General features: G+C 56.0%; 12 protein-coding genes and 1 pseudogene. 8 read left to right on the top strand and 5 right to left on the bottom strand.

The genetic code is table 11. The features are described 5' to 3' along the window. The first annotated feature begins 113 nt into the window (after positions 1 to 113). The 6 genes and pseudogenes from J3R75_RS19780 (at position 114) to J3R75_RS00660 (ending at position 9,260) form a co-directional block, all read left to right on the top strand. Positions 114 to 2,156, top strand: a pseudogene (locus tag J3R75_RS19780) (ATP-dependent helicase). Between the two features lie 88 nt (positions 2,157 to 2,244). Further along, on the top strand, positions 2,245 to 3,021 hold the full coding sequence (locus tag J3R75_RS00680) for a hypothetical protein (protein ID WP_307259200.1): 777 nt from the start codon (positions 2,245 to 2,247) through the stop codon (positions 3,019 to 3,021). A 330-nt stretch (positions 3,022 to 3,351) separates the two neighbouring features. Next, on the top strand, positions 3,352 to 4,050 hold the full coding sequence (locus J3R75_RS00675) for a class I SAM-dependent methyltransferase (RefSeq protein ID WP_307259198.1): 699 nt from the start codon (positions 3,352 to 3,354) through the stop codon (positions 4,048 to 4,050). Then, positions 4,047 to 5,078, top strand: a complete 1,032-nt coding sequence (locus J3R75_RS00670; protein ID WP_307259197.1) for an HNH endonuclease family protein — start codon at positions 4,047 to 4,049, stop codon at positions 5,076 to 5,078. The genes J3R75_RS00675 and J3R75_RS00670 overlap by 4 nt, the downstream gene beginning before the upstream one ends. A gap of 214 nt (positions 5,079 to 5,292) precedes the next feature. Next, positions 5,293 to 8,439: a DEAD/DEAH box helicase gene (locus J3R75_RS00665; RefSeq protein WP_307259196.1), complete on the top strand. Its 3,147-nt coding sequence runs from the start codon at positions 5,293 to 5,295 to the stop codon at positions 8,437 to 8,439. Positions 8,440 to 8,579: 140 nt separating this feature from the next. Further along, positions 8,580 to 9,260: a hypothetical protein gene (locus J3R75_RS00660; protein WP_307259195.1), complete on the top strand. Its 681-nt coding sequence runs from the start codon at positions 8,580 to 8,582 to the stop codon at positions 9,258 to 9,260. Between the two features lie 555 nt (positions 9,261 to 9,815). On the opposite strand, the gene iorA is transcribed toward J3R75_RS00660, so the two are convergent. The 3 genes from iorA to J3R75_RS00645 form a co-directional block, all read right to left on the bottom strand. Next, on the bottom strand, positions 9,816 to 11,561 hold the full coding sequence (gene iorA / locus J3R75_RS00655; protein WP_307259194.1) for an indolepyruvate ferredoxin oxidoreductase subunit alpha: 1,746 nt from the start codon (positions 11,559 to 11,561) through the stop codon (positions 9,816 to 9,818). Further along, positions 11,558 to 12,847 (bottom strand): phenylacetate--CoA ligase family protein, encoded by a 1,290-nt coding sequence (locus tag J3R75_RS00650; RefSeq protein WP_307259193.1) that lies wholly within the window; start codon positions 12,845 to 12,847, stop codon positions 11,558 to 11,560. Before J3R75_RS00650 ends, iorA begins: the two co-directional genes overlap by 4 nt. Positions 12,848 to 12,909: 62 nt before the next feature. After that, a complete protein-coding gene (locus J3R75_RS00645) occupies positions 12,910 to 13,482 on the bottom strand; it encodes an indolepyruvate oxidoreductase subunit beta (RefSeq protein ID WP_307259192.1) in 573 nt (190 codons plus the stop codon). A gap of 522 nt (positions 13,483 to 14,004) precedes the next feature. Here J3R75_RS00645 and J3R75_RS00640 point away from each other — a divergent pair. Both J3R75_RS00640 and J3R75_RS00635 read left to right on the top strand, forming a co-directional pair. Continuing rightward, positions 14,005 to 14,184: a hypothetical protein gene (locus J3R75_RS00640; protein ID WP_307259191.1), complete on the top strand. Its 180-nt coding sequence runs from the start codon at positions 14,005 to 14,007 to the stop codon at positions 14,182 to 14,184. Positions 14,185 to 14,636: 452 nt separating this feature from the next. Next, on the top strand, positions 14,637 to 15,440 hold the full coding sequence (locus J3R75_RS00635; RefSeq protein ID WP_307259190.1) for a PP-loop family protein: 804 nt from the start codon (positions 14,637 to 14,639) through the stop codon (positions 15,438 to 15,440). Between the two features lie 415 nt (positions 15,441 to 15,855). On the opposite strand, the gene J3R75_RS00630 is transcribed toward J3R75_RS00635, so the two are convergent. Beyond that, a complete protein-coding gene (locus J3R75_RS00630; protein ID WP_307259189.1) occupies positions 15,856 to 16,755 on the bottom strand; it encodes an RraA family protein in 900 nt (299 codons plus the stop codon). Positions 16,756 to 16,790: 35 nt separating this feature from the next. Beyond that, positions 16,791 to 18,362 (bottom strand): SDR family oxidoreductase, encoded by a 1,572-nt coding sequence (locus J3R75_RS00625; RefSeq protein ID WP_307259187.1) that lies wholly within the window; start codon positions 18,360 to 18,362, stop codon positions 16,791 to 16,793. Between the last annotated feature and the right edge of the window lie 14 nt (positions 18,363 to 18,376).

Genomic DNA, 18,376 nt, shown 5'->3' with positions numbered 1-18,376 from the left:
GTTGAGTTCAGTAAAGGCTCCTCGAGTTTGTGAAAGGCATTATCCGCTGGGATGAGTGTGTTTCTTATATTAAAACAGAACGCCAAGCGATATGCGCAATAAAGAGGTAACACATGTCAATTGAACGATTACTATCTGAATTAAATGAAAGCCAAAAAATAGCAGCAACACACTTGAATAGTCATGTTCTTGTTTTGGCTGGTGCTGGTTGTGGAAAAACTAAAACCATAATTGCAAGGGCTGCTTATTTAATCGCACAGGGTATTTCCCCTGATAGAATTCAAATTCTCACTTTTACCCGACGATCTGCATCAGAAATAGTTGAAAGAGTAAAAATGAACTTGGATGATAATTGCAATGGATTAAGATCATCTACTTTTCATACTTGGTGTAGTTCAATTATTCGAAGTGCACCATCTATATTTGGCTATGCAAATTTTACAGTTATCGACAAAGAAGACCAAGTCCAAATATTCAAAATTGCGCGTGGCAAGAAAGAAACAGGATGTTTTCCATTAGCCGCCGAGCTTAGTGATTTGTATTCTTTTGCACGAAATACTCTATCATCTTTGGATACAGCGTTACAAAAAAAAATGCATCGATTTTATGACCAGAAAAGTAATATAGCCAATATCATGAAAGAATATGAGTCAAGAAAGCGTAGTAGAAATTATTTTGATTATGATGATATCCTCGATATAGTTGCAACAGGTATAAATCAGGATGAAGAACTATGCAAATGGATTGGCACTAATTATGATCATATTTTAGTAGACGAAATGCAAGATACCAACCCATTGCAGTGGAAGTTGTTAGAGCCATTGGTAAAATATGTTCAATTATTTTGCGTTGGTGATGACGCACAATCTATATATGGTTTTCGTGGTGCAGATTTTTGAAATGTTCATAATTTCAAACAGCGAATACCCAACTCAACAATATTAAAACTCGAAGATAATTATCGATCAACTCAAGAAATTCTTGATGTGTCCAACTGGTTGATATCTAAAAGTCCACTTAATTATGATAAAAAATTAAAGGCTGTAAGAGGCAATGGATTGGCCCCAAGTATCCATACATTTGATAACGAATGGGAAGAAGCTCGCTGGATAGCTGAAGACCTAATTAAAAGAAAAAAATCTGGGAGCTCATGGAATGAGCATATGATATTAGTGCGAACGAATTATTCTGGACGAAAACTTGAAGCTTCATTATTATCAAAAGAGATTCCATATCAATTTATTGGTGGCACTAAATTACTTGAGTCTGCCCATGTAAAAGATGTGCTTTCTGTTTTAAGAATATTGGGGAACAATCAAGATGAAATAGGGTGGATGAGATATCTTACATTATGGCCTGGTATAGGTGAAGTTAAGGCAGTAAAAATTATAAGTAAGATACTGGATTTAAATAACATCCAAGACTCACTAAAATTATTAGATAACGAGGGATTTGGTGCATCAGAATTTACATTAATCATTAAAGAATTGAGCGAAGTTAAAGGTGCTGTTTCTCAACTAATATCTCAAGCTGTTAACTTAATGATTCAAATGCTTGAGAAAAAATATAAAAATCAAGACTGGGACAAACGGAAACGAGATTATGATTTTGTTGAAAAGCTCGCAGTTAAGCATACTTCTGTTCTTGATTTTATTGAAGATTACATACTTAATCCAATTTTCGTTTCTCAAAGAAAAGAAATAGATGATGTGGATAAAGTGACTCTTATTACCATTCATTCTGCTAAGGGTACTGAACGGGATGTATGCTATATATCTAATGTTTCACCACGTTCATATCCTTCTTCATATGCGATAAATAATCTAGACCTAATTGAAGAAGAACGAAGAGTGCTTTATGTCGCATTAACAAGAGCAAAAAATGAACTAATTGTTACAAGAAACTTTCGTACTACATGGGCACGTCAAGATGCAAGATCAAGTGAGCCTCAAACAGAAGAAGAAAAAGAAGAAGAAGGAAAACTTGAACCAGTGGATCGCAATAATCCTGATGATTCATTAATTGAATCATACTTTTTTAATGGGTTACCCATTCAATTAGTAAGTGAGGATGTTCATACAACAGAAACACAGCAGTTGCGACAAGCTTTGATCGAACGCCAACTAACAATAAAGTTTGGAATTGATATAAGCTAACCTAAAAGTCAGCTAATTGCTACACTATTTGGTTACTATCTGAAACTGCTAGGAAAAAGTGATCATTCGCCACCCAAAGGAGTGACTAATGTTGGAAACTGTTGAAGAAAAAATCGAACGTTTCAGAAAATACTATACAAAGATGATAGATAACGCTGTCGCAAAATCAAATATTCAATATGAAGGAGTGCCAGCAAAACTGTTGCTATGTTCGATTATAGACTCGCTTTCAATCGCAGCCTTTCCAGACGAAAAAAATCCGAAACAAAATCGTATTCGTTTCGCTCAGACAATTAAAAGGCACTCAAAATGGCAAGATCATGATAGAGTAAGTATGTTACAAATTTGGAAAGCTATAAATTCAATGTGTGATGTCCCACAAGAATTTGAAAGCTTCAAGTTATGGTTAGAAAAAGAATGTAATGCAAAATTTTATCCTTCCCGATCGCCATTTCAGAATAGTTATTCATTACAAAACGACCCTTTATATAAAGAAATTAGTCAAGAATGGCCGAAAAAAGAGCCAAAAAAACTTGAAAAGTTAAACAATAAATATCTTGAACAATTCACACATCGAAATTTGTTGTGGATATATCGAAACAGACTAACACATGCATTTCGTCCTCCAGGAAAAGGTTATCAATCTCCTTTCAAAATCGAGGATGATCCATACTATAAAATGGTAATCGATGTAAAAGAATTAATTGATCAAAATGGTGAAAAACGTTGGGAATTAGTATATCCAACTGGATTTTTTAAAAACATCGCAAATAACTGTTTAGAAAGTATTTGTTGTGAATGTTTGAAAAAAAAGAGGAGTCCATTTTTAGAATATTCAGAAGATAGTTTTTGGCTAATTAATTAGTTCTTTCTTGGTATAGTATAAAGGTTGTGTTTCGGGCATGGCATACTCGGAGTCACCTCTTGCCTTTTCCATTTAGTAAAAAATTCGGGTGCGTTCAAGTTAATTGCCTGTCCTTAAATCAACCTAGTAAACTGCCCAATGACCGATTGTGAATCTGTCTGGTGTGACGTCTTGTCTGCCCATTCGTCGTTCGGAATCTCTTTTCATCGTTAATGTTGCGACAATGCAAAAGAAGCTTCTCAGGCAACCACAATCAGCAATCAGCATGGGCATGACGACAGGCAGTGCTGGTCATCTCTGGGCAAAGTGCAATCAGCAATAGGAATAGATATGGCGAATTGCAGTGTGAATGATTTTTCTGGTGATATGCAAGCAGCCAAGGCTATACACTCAGCCGATGTTCGGACCGTGCGTTACTACTCGGAGAACGCCCGGGATGTAGCTCTGAGGTACGAAGGCGCGGAGTTTGATGAATCCCGGTTTGCCGTGCTCAAAAGATTCATTTTTGCGCCGGGCGCCGGTTTGTCGCCGGTGCTGCTTGATGTGGGCTGCGGTTCTGGGCGGGATCTGTCCTGCTGGCAGAAAGCCGGCTGCGACTGTTATGGCGTTGATGCTTGTCCGGACATGGTTTTGCAAGCGCAGGCGCTGCATCCCGAGCTCGGCGACCGCATCACCTGCGATGCGTTGCCCCTGCTGCCTCGAACTCCCTCGGGCGCTTTTGATGCGGTGCTCTGTTCAGCGGTATTGATGCACCTGGATAAAGCCGCCATCGCCGAGAGTGCGCGCACCTTCAAGAGACTGTTAAGGCCATCGGGGAGACTCGTGATTTCTATACCATTGCGTGGCCCCGAGGTCGATAGTGAACAGCGCAGTCGCAAAGACGGACGACTTTTCACCGACATCACGGCAGCGGAACTGGAGGCATGTCTCGTCCCCTGTGGTTTCGCATGCCATGGCCGTTATGACTCTGGGGACTCTTTGGGAAGGGACGAACGGAGCTGGACGACTCTGCTCTACTCATTGACATGAATCACACCCGGCATTTTTATGAAGTCAGCCCCACCTTGGAGAATTATTGGCGGGCTATCATCCTGTTTGGGCGTAATACGGCGTCGTACAAATTTGCCCTGGCAAAAAGCCTGTATCACTTCAAACAGGCCAATGATCTGATCCGACTCGATGAATTGGCGCCGGTCTTTTCCCGCTATCTGGTCGAGCACCTCAAGAAATACGACAAGCAATGCACAGTGGAAAACAGTCGATTTCTGGATGCCTGCCGGGCCTTCAATAACAATGAATTGTCGCAATCACAGCTGATTGAGCAAACCGTCAGCCTGGGTTTCCAAAATGTGATTGACGCCTTTCACAATGTCCATGGCGACGAAATACCACACCGGTTTTTTAACGATGAACGAAAACAAAACAAGGGCATTCGCCTCACCGAGGATTTTTACCGGCTGAGCGAATCGCCGATGTTCACGGATTTATATAACGAGACCGAATCGCGCTGGCGGCTGGTGGAAACAGCCTGGAACTTGCAGCTGCCGGCCAAAGTGCTCAGTGTCCAGCACGACCCCGACAGTCAGTTCCTGCAGGTGCTGTCAAACTCGCTGGAGAGAGTCCCTGTCACGTCGGCCCGAACCGCCCTGAATGGCTACCAAAAGGGCAAATGCTTCTATTGCTTCCGCGATATCATGATCAGCAATGACCAAGTCAACGAGGTCGATGTGGACCACTTCTTCCCGCATAAGCTGAAGTATTGTGCCGAAGGCAAGGCCATTGACGGCGTGGCCAATCTGGTCCTGGCCTGCAAAGAATGCAACCGCGGCCAAGCCGGTAAATTCGACCGCCTGCCAGCTATTGAGCTTCTGGAAAGACTCCACCGGCGCAATGAATACCTCATCCAAAGCCACCACCCACTCCGGGAAACACTGATTGCACAAACGGGTTTTTCCGAAAAGGCCCGCATTGATTACTTGCAGGCCGTCTACTCGTGCGCAACAGTGACCATCGCCGCCAAATGGCTCCCAAAAGCCTGCGGAGTATCGACATTTTGACAGTAAACTACCTACCCCGGCGCAATGAGGCCGGAAAAGTTGACGTGGCCCCCAAGAGAAGGGCGCATAGCCCGACATTATCAGTGGGCACATGGATTCGCGCAGATTTTCGGCTGTGAAGCTGCAGGCAACTTCTCCGAAGGCGAGCGGCAAAGCGGCCCCAAGTCGGAGTTGGTTTCGTGCGAAAACGGTTCGTGAGGGAGGACGTGAGTTGATGGATAAGCAGAAGCTTGAGCATGGTCTTTACGAAAGCGTCATCACCCGCGCTTTGGCGGAACAGTTGGCGGCATTGCCGCCGAATTTTGAGGTGGAGAGGAAGGAGCTTGATTCCGAAGAAAGCGCCTTTACGCTGGCGCTGCATGTGACGAAAGTGCTCGCGGGAACGCTGGTTGGCATGTCGGGTGCGGGCAAATTTCAGCAGCAGGCGCGTCTATGCAATCAGCTGCTGGCGCTGCTGGCGAAAGAGGGTACCGGTGATTCTGTTGGGGCCGATCAGCTCATCGACAATCTGATGTACTTGCTGATGATTCGTGATCCGGCCAGGCGCCGACTAAGCCGGCCGGACACGCCTTTGGCCAATGCTGCGCTGTTTACGGGTACGAGTTCGGACCTGACGTTGGAGTCCGAGCTCAAGAAAGAGATCCAATCTGCGGACAGCATTGACATCCTGTGTTCCTTCATCAAATGGACTGGTTTGCGGCTGTTGCTGCCTGTTTTGCGGGAGGCGACGCAAGACGGCAAGCGCCTGAGGGTCATCACCACGAGTTATCTCGGTGCCACGGACCTGGCGGCGATTGACGCGCTGCAGGCGTTGCCCAACACGGAGTTGCGTGTGTCCTATGACAGCAAGCGGACGCGTTTGCACGCCAAGTCCTATATTTTTCACCGTCGCAGTGGTTTTGGCGCGGCGTATATCGGCTCTTCGAATATCTCGAATCCGGCTTTGACCAGCGGATTAGAGTGGAACCTGAAGATCAGCCAATATGAATCGCCGTATTTGTGGGAGAAAATAGAGGCGACCTTTGAGACCTACCAGCACAGCCATGAATTCGACTGCTACGACGTCCGTTCGCGAGATAAGTTGTCGCAGGCGCTGGAGTCGGAGCGCGGCGGTGGCAATCAGGCCCGTGATGGCGTGTTGCCAATGCTTGATCTGGATATCTACGCTCATCAACAGGAGATATTGGATCAGCTTATGGCGGAGCGCCTCTTGCACCATCGTACCCGCAATCTGGTCGTGGCTGCCACGGGCACGGGCAAGACCATGATCGCGGCGTTTGACTTCCGGCGCCTGCGGCAGGAGACTCCTGCGGCCAGATTTCTCTACGTGGCTCACCGCGAAGAAATCCTGGAGCAGAGCCAGGCGAAATTCCGCATGGTGTTGCGCGACCTGAATTTTGGTGGATTACTGGTGGGTCAGGCGAAGACCACGGAGTACGAGCAGCTGTTTGTGTCCATTCAGAGCCTCAATTCGCAGGGCCTTTGCGAGAAACTGCCGGCGGATTACTACGACTACATCGTCGTGGATGAATTTCATCATGCAGCGGCGGCCAGCTACCAGCGCCTGCTGACGCATTTCCAGCCGAAAGTCCTGCTGGGACTGACGGCGACTCCGGAACGGCATGACGGCTTGGATATTTTGAGCTACTTTGACCACCACATCGCCGCCGAAATCCGCCTGCCGGATGCCATCAACCGGAAATTGCTGGTGCCCTTTCATTATTTTGGCATCACTGATTTGGCCGACTTGAGTCGCCTGAAGTGGAGCAGGGGCGGCTACGACAAGGCCGAGCTGGAGAATATGTTCTGCGGCAACACCCAACGGGCCGCGCTGGTGCTGGGCAAAATGCGCGAACTGTTGTTGAACATCGCCACCTCGCGCTGCCTGTGTTTTTGTGTCAGCCAAGGGCACGCCAGATTCATGCATGAGTATTTTGTCAGCCAGGGCCTACGGTCGGAGGTTTTGGACGCGGATAGCCCCCAGGCAGTCCGCGGCACAGCGATTCAGCGGTTGGAGGGGCGCGAGATCAACATCATCTGCGTGGTTGATCTCTACAACGAAGGGGTCGATATTCCGTCCATAGACACCGTGCTGTTTCTCCGTCCGACCGAAAGTCTGACCGTCTTCTTGCAGCAGCTCGGCCGTGGTTTGCGGACCCACGAGGAATGGGACCCAGCCAGGAAAAGCACGGTCTATAAAGAATGCCTGACCGTGCTGGACTTCGTCGGCAACGCCCACCGTAATTTCAATTTTGAGTCGCGTTTCCGGGCCTTGCTGGGGACAACAGGCAATGGAGTCGCGGACGAGATTAAGCGGGGTTTTCCGCAGCTCCCGGCGGGGTGCCATATTTCCCTGGAAAAAGAGGCACAGGGATACATACTTGAGAACATCAAGAACAATATTGCCCATGCGCGGCAGGCCATGCTGATCCAGCGCATCGGTCACTTTGAGGACGAGACAGGCCAGCAGCTCAGCCTGGCTCACTTCATTGACTATCACCAGCTCGGGCTCAATGCCGTCTATAAAAGGGGCTTTTTTGCGCGGCTGTGCCAGCTTGCGGGGCGTCGGGACGACTTTCAGGCGCCGGATGAAGACATCCTGCGCCGGGGCATTTTGCGCCTTCTTCACATGAATTCGGCGACGCAGCTGCGCAGCCTGCGGGAGCTCCTGATGGCGCCGGCCGAGCGACTTTCGCGACTGAGCACTGACGAGACGCGTCTTCTGACCATGCTTCATTTCAGTCTTTGGACCACGCAATCGGGCATCGGCAGCTTGTCGGAGAGCGTCACCCGCCTGAAAGCCAACGGGGCCTGTTTCAGTGAGTTGCTTGAGGTCCTCGACATCCTCGATGAGCGCACGGACCTGGTGACTGCTAAGCCAGTCCTGCCCTATTCGTGCCCACTTGAACTACACGCGAATTACAGCCGCAATGACATCCTCGTGGCACTTGGCAACTGGAGTATGAGCGCCACACCGGATATGCGCGAAGGCGTGAAGTACCTGCCGGACATCAACACGGATATTCTGCTGGTGACACTGAACAAATCTGAAAAGCATTATTCGCCCACGACGATGTATCAGGACTACGCCATCAGCGATGACCTGTTCCACTGGCAATCCCAAAGCACCACCAGCGCGGAGTCGCCCACTGGCCAGCGCTATCTCCAGGGGAGCAGCACGGTGCTGCTTTTTGTACGCGAAAATAGAAAAACCGACGACGGGACTGCTAGCTATTGTTTTTTGGGCCCTGCCGACGTCCTCAGCCACGAGGGATCGCGGCCCATTAGCATTGTCTGGCGCTTGCGCACTCCCATGCCCGCACGGCTCTGCCGCATCACCGAACGCATGGCCACGGCCTGATGTCGCCCAGCAGGAAGGGTGAGGATTTGTGGCTGACGAGTAATCAGCAGGCTTTGCGGTAAGTGCGGATTGCACAGCTTCGGGCCCTGCAAAAAACGGGTCCGGACTACGCGAAAAGACTCAAGCAGCTTGCAGCCAGCGTGGACTTGCCCGATTTGCCGCCGTTGCGAGGTAAGTTGTCGGGCTTTCTTGACGCTGTTGAAGTGGAAATGGAAAAGGTCGACAAACGCGCCAGTGCCCTATGGCAAAACGTGATAGCGTCTTATGATGACCTGGAACAAATCAACAATGAAGTCAATGAGCTTTTCGCGATTTACGAGGGTTGTCCGGCCGACCTCGAGGATTTTCAGGCCATGCGGCAAGCACTGCGTGTATTCATGAATGCGTACCGCGATCTTGAGAACGACCAGCTGACCCCAGACGAGTATGTTGCCCACGCGGCCAAAATCAGCGCCGATGTCCAGGAGCAACTCGCGGACGCAGAGCTGCCATGGGACCCAGTGGAGACCATGGCGAAATTCTGCCAGCAGCAGCTAGCCGAACGGGAGCGCAAGGCTGCGGCATGGCTCGCTGAGCTGGAAGGACGCACGGCGAAACTGGCGGAGCTCAGCGCGGCCGAGGTCAGCACGCTGCACGCGCGCGTTGCCGCCGCGCCGGCAGTGTTGTCGGCGTCGGGACAGGAACGGCAGCGCGCCATGTTGGCGGAGATTGAGGGCCATTTGAGCAAGCTGGCGATCGAATGGCTCGTGGAACGTTTCCGACTACTCAGCCCCGAACAACAACAGGTGTTTTTGGCAACGGTCGGTAGGGGGATGGGGTAACTAGGTGGTGGGCGCGATGGGCGCCGATATTGCGATGCGGGACGCCGCGAGACGGGCCAGGTACGGTCGGTGGGGATGGCCGGGGCGGGTAAATAAGCCGTCGCGTCGGAGTGGGCGGGACGCCCACTCCACGGCCGGGAGAAACGCCGGCGGCAAGGCTGGGGAACGTTTGCGCGTGGCTGTTTGGAGGTCAGTGAGGTCCTGGTCCCATGCGACGGTGCGGGCGGGACGCCCGCACCACGGCCGGGAGAAACGCCGGCGGCAAGGCAGGGAGAAACGCCGGCGACAAGGCCGGGAGAGACGCCAGCGACAAGGCTGGGGAACGTTTGCGCGTGGCTGTTTGGAGGTCAGTGAGGTCCTGAACCGATGCGACGGTGCGGGCGGGACGCCCGCACCACGGCCGGGAGAAACGCCGGCGATACCGCCAGCGCGGGACGCCCGCACCACGGCCGGGAGAAACGCCGGCGATACCGCCAGCGCGGGACGGCAACGGGAGAAGGGCACGTCCGGCCGCGGCTGGAAGCCGCGGCTACGCTGGTGCCGTGGCCGTGTATGTCAGGCTTTGGTGATGGCGTTGAATTTGCAGACTTGCTGGCACATGGCGCAGCCGGTGCAGAGTTGGGGATTGATGGCGGGTTTGGTTTTTTTGTCGGCGGACTCAATGGCTGGGCAGCCGAGTTTGAGGCATGAGCGGCAGTTTTTGCAGGCGTCGGGGTTGATATGGAGGGGGGCTCTGACAGCGCTTTTGTCGTTGAGGACGCATGGCGCCTGGGTGATGATCAGCGACGGCTCGTCGACGTAGAGTTCTTCTTTGAAGACGGCGATGGTGTTGTCGATGTCATTGGGGTCGATGACGCGGATGCGTTTCATGCCGCAGGCGCGGGCGATGTCGGGTATTGACGCGGCGATGGTTGGGTCGCCCATGAGGGTCTTGCCAGTACCGGGGTGGTCTTGGTGGCCGGTCATAGCGGTGGTGCGGTTGTCGGCGACGATGAGGGTGGCGTTGCCGCGGTTGTAGACCATGTTGAGCAGGCCGGTGATGCCGGAGTGGAAGAAGGTCGAGTCGCCGACGATGCCGACGACGGGGCGGGTTTCGCCGGCCTTGGACATGCCGTGGGCGAGGGTGAAGCCGCCGCCCATGCAGAGAATGACGTCGGTGCGCGAGAGTGGCGGGAAGACGCCGAGGCTGTAGCAGCCGATATCGCCGGTGACCACGACGTCGAATTTGCTCAGGGCGTAGAAGAGGCCGCGGTGCGGGCAACCGGCGCAGAGGATGGGCGGGCGCGCGGGGAGGTCGGCGGCGTCGGCGATGGCGGTGGGCACGGGGTGCGGCTGGCCATCGATGGCGCTTTTGACCTGCATGAGCCGGGCGGGGGTGAGTTCGCCGGTGCGGGGGACGATATTTTTGCCGTCGCAGGCGATGCCCAAGGCCTTGATGTGCTCTTCCAGGATGGGGTCGCCTTCTTCGATGACCACCAGGCGCTGGACCTTGCCGGCGAAGGCGCGGATGAGGTCGTCGGGGAAAGGCCAGGCCCAGCCGAGCTTGAGGACGCTGGCGTCGGGGAAGATGTCCAGGCAATGCAGGGCGGCCACGCCGGAGGAGATGATGCCGAGGGCCGGGGCGCGCAGGAATTCGCGATTGAGGTCGGCAGCGGCGGCGGCGGCGGTGCTTTGGCGGTCGAGGCGTTCTTCGACCTTGACGCGGAGTTTGCGGCCCCATAGGGGCAGCGGTACGAACTGCGAGGGATTGCGTTCGAAGGGCATGCGCTCGCGGGCCTGGCGGTCCTTGGTTTCGCAGAGAAAGCGCGAGTGGCTGACGCAGGTGGTGGAGCGGAGAATGACGGGGCAGCGGTACGCCTCGGAGAGCTCGAAGGCGCGGATCATGAAGTCGCGGCAGTCGACGGCGTTGCCGGGTTCGAGAATGGGCACCTTGGCGAGGCGGGCGTAATGGCGGGTGTCCTGTTCGGTCTGGGACGAGTGCATGCCGGGGTCGTCGGCGACGACCACGACCATGCCGGCGACCACGCCGATGTAGGACAGGGTCATGAGCGGGTCGGCGGCGACATTGAGGCCGACGTGCTTCATGGTGACCATGCTGCGGGTGCCGGCGATGGCGGCGCCAGCGGCGGCTTCAAGGGCGACCTTTTCATTGGGCGACCACTCGCAATAGACGTCCGGCAATTTCACCAGTGCTTCGAGGATTTCGGTGGACGGCGTGCCGGGGTAGCCGAAGGCGGCATGGACGCCGGCTTCCCAGGCGCCGCGGGCGATGGCTTCGTTGCCAGAGAGCAGCTGCTTCATTGAATCTCCACTCCATTTTTCATATAGAAGACGCGCTTGGCCTTGCCGTCCTGGCGGGGCAGGGTGCCGGCCGGGAAGACATCGCCGTCGGGGGAGAAGCCGAGGTCTTCGCGCAGTTGTTTGACGATCTGGTGGCCGGTGACGCCTTTTTCGGCTTCGACCTTGATGTAGAGTTCCTTGACACCATTGACGTCGTTGACGAAAATCTGGTACTGCGGCAGCACGCCGGGGATTTTCATGAGGGACTGTTCGACCTGGCTGGGGAAGAAATTGACGCCCTTGATGATGAGCATGTCGTCTACGCGGCCGCTGATGGGCGCGAGGCGGACGTGGCTGCGGCCGCAGACGCATTTTTCGCGGGAGAGGACGCTGGTGAGATCGCCGGTGCGGAAACGGATGACGGGCAGTGCTTCGCGGGTGAGTGAGGTGACGATGAGCTCGCCGAGCTGGCCGTCGGCGACGGGCTGGTGGGTCGTCGCGTCGAGGACTTCGACGATGTAGTGGTCTTCCCAGACGTGGGTGCCATTGTGGGCGCAGCAGTCTTGGCCGAGGGTGCCGATGCCGCCGGTTTCGGTCATGCCGTAGATGTCGTAGGCGTCGATGCCCATGCCGTCGCGCAGCTTGGCCTTCATCGCGTCGGAGAAGGCTTCGGCGCCGAAGATGCCGATTTCGAGGTCGGGTAGTGACACCTTCATCTCCTGCATCATTTCCATGATGCGGGTGCCGTAGGATACCACACCGACGAGCACCCTGGTTTTGAAGTCGCGGGCGAGGTGTATCTGGCGCTGGGTGTTGCCGGGGCCGGCGGGGATGATGAACATGCCATTGGCGCGGGCGCCGTGGAAGCAGCCGAAGCCGCCGTTGAAGAGACCGAGGCCGGGGGTGATTTGCACCACGTCGCCGGGTTTGGCGCCGGCCATGCAGTAGCAACGCGCCATGCATTCGGCCCACTGATCGACATCGTGCTGAGTGTAGAGCATGACCACCGGCGTGCCAGTGGAGCCGCTGGACATGTGCATTTCGACAATGCGGTCTTTGGGCACGCAGCACATGCCGTCGGGGTACTGTTCGCGGAAGTCGATCTTGCTCATGAAGGGCAGCGCGTGGAGGTCGTCGAGGCCGCGGAAGCCGGCGCTGTCAATGCCGGCGGCCTGATAGCGCTCGTGGAAATAACGGCTGTTGAGGTCGGTGTGGCGGACGACCTGGCGCAGACGCTGGTCCTGCACCGCGCGCAGTTCATCGACTGAATAGCATTCTTCGACGGGGTTGAAAAAGTTGTTGCTCATGGAGCGCTCTTCCTTCGGTAATGGTCACTCACGAGGCCGCGGCTATAGGATAAAATGACAACTCAGAGTGCGCGGCCCCTGTGGAAGGCCGTGGTGTTCATGGCGACAAAGGCCGGCTTGACGCAGACGGCAATGGCCTTCTCCCAGGTCGCCGGCGGGATTTCGTCCAAGCCGGTCGAAAGCGCGCCAAGCAGCACCGTGTTGCTCATGCGGGCATTGCCCAGCGACTCGGCAATGCTGCAGAAATCGAGATATTTGTAGCGCGGGAAGGCCCGGGCCAGCATCGGCTCGATGTCGGCGGGATACTGGGCCTGGCCCGTGGAGACGGTAACCGGTATCAGCTGCTGCTGCGAGATCACTGCCAGGCCGCCCGGAAGCAAGTAATGCGCGTAGCGAATGGCCTCGATGGCCTCCAACGACGCCAAGATGTCGGCCTCGCCTTCCAGTATCAGCGGCGAATGCACTTCTTCGCCATAACGGATCTGTGCCGTTACCGACCCGCCACGCTGGGCCATGCCGTGAATCTCATGCGTCGTAACTTGGTAGCCCTGCAACTCGGCGGCCTCGGCAATGATCTTCGCCGCCAGGAGGATGCCCTGGCCACCGACGCCGCTTAATACGATGTTTCGCTTCATTGACTCGCAGCCCTCAAAAAAAACGCCCAGCGGTACGCCGGGCCGGCAGTGATGATAAGACCCATTCTTCCATAAACACAAGAATTAGTAATGTAAATTACTCGCAGTAAAATACAAAAAGAACGAGGGGGAATATTGGCAGTGGGGAGTAATCGGTCAGTAACCACCCCGGAGGGGAAAACACCGGGGACAATTTGCAGGAAACCCACGGCCAGTCGCCGCCCAGCCATTCGATCTTGACTTCCGCCGACCTTTACGGCAGCGGGTTTCATAGGAGTCATTGATATTGGATGCCCGATATGCCGCCGACGTCACCCCTAGGCAAGCTAGTGAGTTCCATTGCCCCTTTGGCTCCAGTCAGCTTCGCCGACTGGGGCCAAAGGGGCCGAGGAACACGAGCGTAGAGGGCGCGCTACCCAGGGCGGCGCGCGCCTTCGGCGCCGCTTGCCCTGGGCTGGTATGTTTCGCGCTTTCAGCGCTTCTGCCGCTTTGCGGCGGAAATGCACGACGAGAAAAGGTTGCTTGGTTGAACAAGTGCCATGGATACCGTTAAATGAAGAGCATCGGTTTCATAGGAGTAACCACCCCGGTGGGGAAAACACCGGGGACAATTTGCAGGAAACCCATGGCCAGTCGCCGCCCAGCCATTCGACCTTGATTTCCGCCGACCTTTGCGGCAGCGGGTTTCCTAGGAGTGATTGATAATGTCGGCACGTCTGCCTTACTCTGGCGCGTGGGACGCGGCGTGCCTCGCCAATGTGGCGCCCTCCGGGCGCAATTCTAACTTGCTATCATACCCCGGGTTGCGGCGCCCTCCGGGCGCCTCACCCGGGGCTATGCATGGTGCGGTCCTCCGGGCCGAACTTGGCCGATCAGGCGACTTGCTTTGTCCGGTTCGGGCCGAAAACCACCATCATTCAATTTCCATGTTTTTGCGCCGTAGGCGCTTAACCATGCTTAACCCCAGGCTTTAGCCTGGGGACGCAGCCTGCCAACCGACAGTGCCTCGTAGAGGCACCACAGTTTTGGTTATCAATCACTGACCGATTATTGCAGTGGGTGGGCATGCCATTGTGGTAGTTGCCATTATTTTATGGCGCGAGTGGTGGAGTGATGGCAGCCTGTGAATGATCGCGAAAGATGGAGAATGGCGGATGACGCCTGATGAATTACGTCGGGACAAGGAATTTAAGCAGCTGTGCCGGGTGGTGTCGGAGGCGGTGAATCGCTATGCGATGCTCGCCGAGGGCGATCGGGTGCTGGTGGGACTCAGCGGCGGCGAGGACAGTATGACGCTGATGCACGCCATGGGGCAGCTGCAACGTCGCGCGCCAATTCGGTTTGAGGTCGTGGCGGCGACGGTCGATATGGGCTTCGCGAGTTTCGACGCGGAGGCACTCAGGGAGTACTGCCAGGCGTGGCAATGGCCGTGGGAATACGTACAAATGCCCGGTGCGGAGCTGCTGCGGGAAAAAGGCGCCGAGGAACGGCCATGCGCGATGTGCTCGCGGCTGAGACGCGGGCAGCTGCACGCCGTGGCAGATCGGCTGGGATGCAATAAAATCGCGCTGGGACAACAGCTGGATGATCTCTGCGTGAGTATGCTGATGGCGCTGTTCCGCGGCGGCGGGCTGAAGACGATGGGCCCAAATGTGGCCGCCGATGCCGGCACAAAACGGCTGATCCGGCCGCTGTGTATGCTCAGTAAGGAACGAATACGCAAATTTAGCGCAAAAATGGCATACCCGCGCGTGAGGTCGTGCCCATTCCACGAGCGGCTTCTCGCTGAAGGAGATAGGCATTATCTGGAAAAGCTGCTGGAACAACTCGAAGGGCGATTCCAAAATGTCCGCAGCGCTATGCTGAAAGGCATGGGCGATGTGAGGCTGGCGCATCTGCTCGATAAACGATACCTGGACTTCACCGATACCACCGACCCCGACGACGGTAAGCTCTAGGAGAGGCGGGGACGGTTTTGCGAGGGGCGGGGTGAGGGTGGTTGGTGGTTGGGAAGAGGTTCTGCGAGGGGGCGAGGAAGGGACGTTGTCCCTTCCTCGCCCCCTCGCGCTCCCCCACTCTATCCCATGTCAGGCGCTTGTCGTCGCCGCTGTCGCGGCTGCCGCCAAGCGCCAGGAATGGAAAGCGGTGAGTGCGGGTGGTGGGTTGGTGGTTGGTGGTTGGGAAGAGGTTCTGCGAGGGGGCGAGGAAGGGACGTTGTCCCTTCCTCGCCCCCTCGCGCTCCCCCACTCTATCCCATGTCTGGCGCTTGTCGTCGCCGCTGTCGCGGCTGCCGCCAAGCGCCGGGATAGAGTAGCAGCGGCTGGAAGCCGCTGCTACTTTGGGCGTTGCTCGCGGGCTGGAGAGCGTGCCGGCTCAGAGGCGGACCTGGGTGTTGTTGGCGGCGGTGGTTTGGGCTTTTTCGAGTTCTTTGTCCCAGGTGAGATGCTGGTATGGTTTGGCCTGCGGGTCGTTGTTGAACCAGGCGATGAAGTCCTGCCACATGGGGAGGGTCCAGGCGGTGTCGATTTGGGCGGTGGTGTAGGTTTTTTCGGCGAGGCGGATGAAGCCGAAGATATCGCGGACGTGCGATTTTTCGGCCTGGGTAGCGACGGCTTCGGCGAGTTGCGGGGGGATGAAGATGACGCCGGAGATAGTGCCGAGGACGACATCGCCAGGCATACAGATGGCCTTGCCGATGCGGCAGGGTACGTTCATGCCGGTCATGGTGACATCGCCGATGCCGGTGGGATCGACGCCGCGGTAGAAGGTCTGGGTTTCCTTGATTTTGACTACTTGTTCGAGGTCGCGGATGCCGCCCCAGATGACGGCGCCGCCGCGTTTGGTGCGGGTGGCGATGGCGGTGGAGAGATTGCCGCCGACGTAAGTGCCCTGGGCGATTTTATCGAAGAGATCGACGACGACGACGTCGTCTTCGGCGAGCTGGTCGATGACCCACTGATTGAAGAAGCCGCGGCGGTTTTCGCTTTGGTGGCCGTAGTCGAGGAGGGTTTTGTGCAGATCGGGTCGCATGGGCACCATGACGGCGGTGACGGCGCGGCCGACGAGTTTGGCGTCGGGGTGCACCAGCTTGAAGTCGCATTCCCACTGGTATTTATAGCCCTGGCCCCAGAGGGGGCCCCATGCTTCTTCGAAGGTGACCTTGCGGAGGCGATTGAGGACTGCATCGGGCACGCGCGGGCGGCCATTGGGGAAGCGTTCGCCTTTCCACTCCGGGGTCAGTTGGATGATGTCGTCTTTGCAGTCGAATCTCATGACAGGGCCTTTCGGATGCGTGGGTGGTGGTGGTTTCAGACGAGGACGGCGCCGCCGTCGATGCGGATGCCGGCGCCGGTGATTTGGGCCGCATTGGCGGAGGCGAGGAAGAGCGCGAGCTGGCCGACGTCTTCGGGGGTGGTGAGTTTGTGGAGGGGATGCCGGGGCTGCTGCATGGTGCCGGGCACGTGCACGAGCCGGAAGGGATAATTGCCGGTTTTGAACTCGATTTTGCAGGCGCCGAGATCGACGGTGTTGACGGTGATGGCGCGGTCCTTGAATTCGAGGGCGGCTTCGCGGGTGAACAGGCGGATGGCGGCTTTGGTCATGGCGTAGCCCACGTCGAAGACGGCAGGCCGTTTGCCATGGATGGACGAGATGTTGATGATGCGTGGGCAGGGGCTCTGCGCCAGATACGGCAGGCATTCCTGGGTGCAACGCAGATAGCCACCGATGTTGATCTCCCAGATGTCGCGGAGGGTCTTGGCGTCGTACTCACGGATGTACAGATTGGGCTGTAGCGCCGCGTTGTTGACGAGGACGTCGACGCCGCCATAGCGCCGGACGCATTCGGCGACCATGGCCTGGACGGCGTCGCGGCGGGCGATGTCGGCCTGGAAGATGAAGGCGTCACCGCCGGCGGCGGTGATGTCGGCGAGGGTTTTCTGGGCGAGATCGCGATTGGCATTGAAGCCGATGCAGACGCGATAGCCGGCCTGGCAAAAGACCTTGGCGATGCCGGCGCCGACGCCTTTGCCGCCGCCGGTGATGATGGCTGTGGGGGGGCGGCCGGTGGCGGCGACGGGCGCTAGGACGGGCGGTGGTGGCGGCGCGTGGTGGTGTTTGTGGAACAGGTGCCGGAGGCCGTCCCAGCTAGGCGGCGCGCTGTTTTCGGGTATTTGCCAGCCGTAGAACATGGTCATACCGAAATCCGCGCGCAGGTCGCTGCCGCTGAGGGGCGTGGCGGCGGGAGTGAGGAGGAACTGGATAAGGCCGTTGAGGCAGTCTTCGCCGGGGTAGCTTCGCGCGGGATACTGCAGGTCGGGTGCGCTGTACACGTTGGTCAGCGGCGTGCCGTCGGGCTCATCGGCGGGAAAGACGCCGCGCTGGACGTAGAAGCAGCCGATGCCGCGGGTGCCGAAGTCGAGCGCGGCTTCGCGGCAGAGCATCTGGCAGGCGGCGGCATTTTCGGCGTGGAGGTGGTCGAAGCCGGTGGGTTTTTCGGCGTGGATGGAGCCGAGGAAAATCAGGGCGCCGTGGCCTTGGCGGGTGAGGGTCTTGCCGGCGCGTTGGGTAAGGAGGAATGCCGGCAGGACGGTGTCGGCGAAGGACTGCTCCCAGCGTTCCTCGCTGGTATTGGCGATGCTGGCGCCGAGCGGCGGCGGCGGGACGATGATGACGCCGGCGAGGGTGTTTTCAGGACCGTTGTCGAACTGGTCAAAGAAGGCACTGACGGCGGCGCTGTCGTCGAGGGCGATGTTGCTGCGGGTGGCATTGTGGGGGCATGCCTCGCCATTGACCACGACGCTGTAGCCGTGGTCGGCCAGGTGGCTGGCGATGGACTGGGTGCAGGGGCCGCGGCTGCCGGAGATGAAGACGGTTGGCATAGAGTGTGTTGCTG

The organism is Oligosphaera ethanolica (assembly GCF_030814695.1).
Classification (GTDB): Bacteria; Verrucomicrobiota; Lentisphaeria; order Oligosphaerales; family Oligosphaeraceae; genus Oligosphaera; species Oligosphaera ethanolica.
The sequence above is the reverse complement of the archived record's forward strand: the minus strand, read 5'-3'. Positions and strand labels throughout refer to the sequence as shown.

Excerpts from the sequence above, each read along its gene's own strand:
- J3R75_RS00680 (WP_307259200.1), top strand. The coding sequence starts at position 2,245 with ATGTTGGAAACTGTTGAAGAAAAAATCGAACGTTTCAGAAAATACTAT.
- J3R75_RS00675 (WP_307259198.1), top strand. The coding sequence starts at position 3,352 with ATGGCGAATTGCAGTGTGAATGATTTTTCTGGTGATATGCAAGCAGCC.
- J3R75_RS00670 (WP_307259197.1), top strand. The coding sequence starts at position 4,047 with ATGAATCACACCCGGCATTTTTATGAAGTCAGCCCCACCTTGGAGAAT.
- J3R75_RS00665 (WP_307259196.1), top strand. The coding sequence starts at position 5,293 with ATGGATAAGCAGAAGCTTGAGCATGGTCTTTACGAAAGCGTCATCACC.
- iorA (WP_307259194.1), bottom strand. The coding sequence starts at position 11,561 with ATGAAGCAGCTGCTCTCTGGCAACGAAGCCATCGCCCGCGGCGCCTGG.
- J3R75_RS00650 (WP_307259193.1), bottom strand. The coding sequence starts at position 12,847 with ATGAGCAACAACTTTTTCAACCCCGTCGAAGAATGCTATTCAGTCGAT.
- J3R75_RS00645 (WP_307259192.1), bottom strand. The coding sequence starts at position 13,482 with ATGAAGCGAAACATCGTATTAAGCGGCGTCGGTGGCCAGGGCATCCTC.
- J3R75_RS00635 (WP_307259190.1), top strand. The coding sequence starts at position 14,637 with ATGACGCCTGATGAATTACGTCGGGACAAGGAATTTAAGCAGCTGTGC.
- J3R75_RS00630 (WP_307259189.1), bottom strand. The coding sequence starts at position 16,755 with ATGAGATTCGACTGCAAAGACGACATCATCCAACTGACCCCGGAGTGG.
- J3R75_RS00625 (WP_307259187.1), bottom strand. The coding sequence starts at position 18,362 with ATGCCAACCGTCTTCATCTCCGGCAGCCGCGGCCCCTGCACCCAGTCC.